Here is a 2,296-nt window from a genome sequence, read left to right on the forward strand (position 1 = left end):
CGTGACCGGGGGCGGGGGCCGGGTCGTCGCCGGTGCCCTCGGGGGCGACCCGGGGAGCGTCGTCGGCGACCTCGACCTTCAGCAGCGCCGTGGAGGTCAGCACCTGGCCGACAGGGGCCCCGGCCCTGGCCGCGTCCGTCACGACGACACGCTCTCCCAGGTAGCGGTAGGTGGCGGGGTCGAAGACGTACTCGTGCCGCACGCCGCTCTCCGGGTTGGACATGACCGCCGCGACCCCCCGGCGCCCGGCGGCGTCCTCGACCCCGTCGGCGGTCCGCACACCGGGGATCGTCCCGGCCGCCCGGAACAGCGCGGCCCGCTGCGCGGCCGGCATGTACGCCTGGGTGACCATCGCGCCGACCCTCCCCCACGCCTCGTAGTGGTCGAGGGCTCCCCCGGTCAGGCCGGTGTAGAGGTGCTCGCGCATCCCGGCGGGGTCGGCGGGCAACCGGCTCAGGTAGGCGTAGTCGGTGCGCAGGTGCTCGGGGCGGTCGTCGCGGCCGGTGAGCCTGGAGGGCTCGGACCCGCTCTCCGCCCGCCGCAGGGCCCCGGCGGGCAGCGCCTCTCCCGGGTACGGCTCCGGCCGCAGGTGCCGGACCGACACGACTCCTCCCTCCAGCGGGGAGCCCTCGGCCGGGAGCCAGACCCTGTGCACGCCGCGGTCGAGGTAGCGGCGTTTCCGCCCGTCCTCCTCCACCTCGGCCGGGTACATGATCTGTGACTCCAGGACGAGGAACTGGCCGGGCCGCGGACGCAGGTCGTCCTCGGCGCTCGCGGTCTCGGCGGCGCGCCGCAGGACCTCCACCATCGCCACCGGCGCCATCCGGACGGTCCGCGCCCCGGCGCCGGGCCCGGCCGTCGGGGAGTGGACCCCGGTGACGTACACGGTTCCCGCGAGCACGACGACCGCGGCCCCGGTCCCCACGGCGAGGCTCCGCCGCATGTTCCCCCACAGGATCGCCCGCAGGCCACCCGCACGGACCGGTGTACGCGTGACCGCGCGGGACGACGGCGCGGCGCCGCAGGCGGCGATCTCGGAGAGCAGGCGCCGCTCCTCGGAGCGCAGTTCCGGTGCCCCGGGCAGCGGCACCTCGGAACGCAGCCGGTTCAACTGGGCAATCTCATCCATTGACGGTCTCCTCGATGAAGGACGTGGGATCGACCCCGCCGAGCTGCTCGCGCACCTTGCTCCTGGCCCGGCTGACGCGTGAACGGACCGTGCCCACCGGTATGCCCAGCGCCTGGGCGGCCTCCGGGTAGGTCAGGCCGCCCCACGCCACCACCAGCAGCACGTCCCGGTGACCGGCGGGCAGCCCCGCCAGGGCCGCCGCCAGGCTCCGCCGTACGGCACCGGCGCTCAGCCGTTCGTCGCTGCGCTCGGTGAACGGCACCGTCACCGGGTCGACGCCGGTCCGTTCGAGAGCGCGCAGCCGCTGGAGCTCGACGCGCTTGTGCCGCCTGATCAGGTTGGTCGCGATGCCGTACAGCCACGGGCGCGCGCTGGGCCGGGAGAGGTCGTACCCCTCCCGGCCGCGGAACGCCACCAGAAAGGTGTCCGCCACCACGTCCTCGGCCATGTCGGCTCCCAGCCTCCGGCTGACGTAGCGCTTGATCTCCGGCGCGTGCCGGTGGAAGACGGCGGCGAACGCCTCGGGTTCGCGCCGGGAGCGCTCGATGACGGAGGCGTCGTCCGCCCCCGCCCCGCCGGCGGGGAACTCTCCGCCGGCGCCAGCCCCGGTCCGGCTCGTGTCGCTCATATCCGGCCTCTCGGCTCTCGGTCAGGTCACCCGTTGTTGCCTTCCCAGGCGACGACGGTTCCCGAGCCGGTCCGGGCGATCCGGCCGATCCGGCCCCTCCTCGTCCTTCTCCGGTCCTGCCGGTGCGGGTCTCAGCCGTGGCCGACGGGGGTGGTGCCGAACATCAGCGTGCGCCGGCGGACGTCGTAGAAGACGGTTCCCGCGACGGAGAGCAGGTCCTGCAGGTTGTCGGCGTCGTCGGGGTCCAGGGTCAGCACCTCCTCCCAGGCGCCCTGGTCCAGGACGAGCTGCAGGGTGTACGTGCCGGGCCTGCCGGCCTCTCCGGCGACCCAGCTGAACTGGTAGTGGCTCAGCTGGCGTACGGCGATGCTGTCGTCGGTGACGGGCTGGCGAACTTTGGTGGCCATCGGGTTCCTCCCAAGGTCGAGATGGGGGAGCGTCGCGGAGCCGGTGGCGCGGACCTCGGAGCCCCAGGGTCCGCGCCGGCGAGTCGCACGCGTGGCGCAGCGCCCGCGGGGCGGGACCGCCGCTGAGCGAGG

The 2,296-nt window shown here is 74.8% G+C and carries 3 protein-coding genes; all 3 read right to left on the minus strand.

Going from position 1 to position 2,296, the window contains the following annotated elements:
• Window positions 1–1,129 (minus strand): CU044_5270 family protein (locus tag AB0G16_RS02950; protein WP_362797712.1); only part of this gene is annotated, 1,129 nt, incomplete at its 3' end.
• The gene (locus tag AB0G16_RS02955) at window positions 1,122–1,757 is read right to left on the minus strand and encodes an RNA polymerase sigma factor (protein WP_362797714.1); all 636 of its coding nucleotides are present in this window, start codon (window positions 1,755–1,757) and stop codon (window positions 1,122–1,124) included. The genes AB0G16_RS02955 and AB0G16_RS02950, both read right to left, overlap by 8 nt.
• 131 nt (window positions 1,758–1,888) lie before the next feature.
• On the minus strand, window positions 1,889–2,164 hold the full coding sequence (locus AB0G16_RS02960) for a hypothetical protein (RefSeq protein WP_362797716.1): 276 nt from the start codon (window positions 2,162–2,164) through the stop codon (window positions 1,889–1,891).
• Between the last annotated feature and the right edge of the window lie 132 nt (window positions 2,165–2,296).

The sequence above is a fragment of the Streptosporangium sp. NPDC023615 genome (genome assembly GCF_040640155.1).
Classification (GTDB): Bacteria; Actinomycetota; Actinomycetes; order Streptosporangiales; family Streptosporangiaceae; genus Streptosporangium.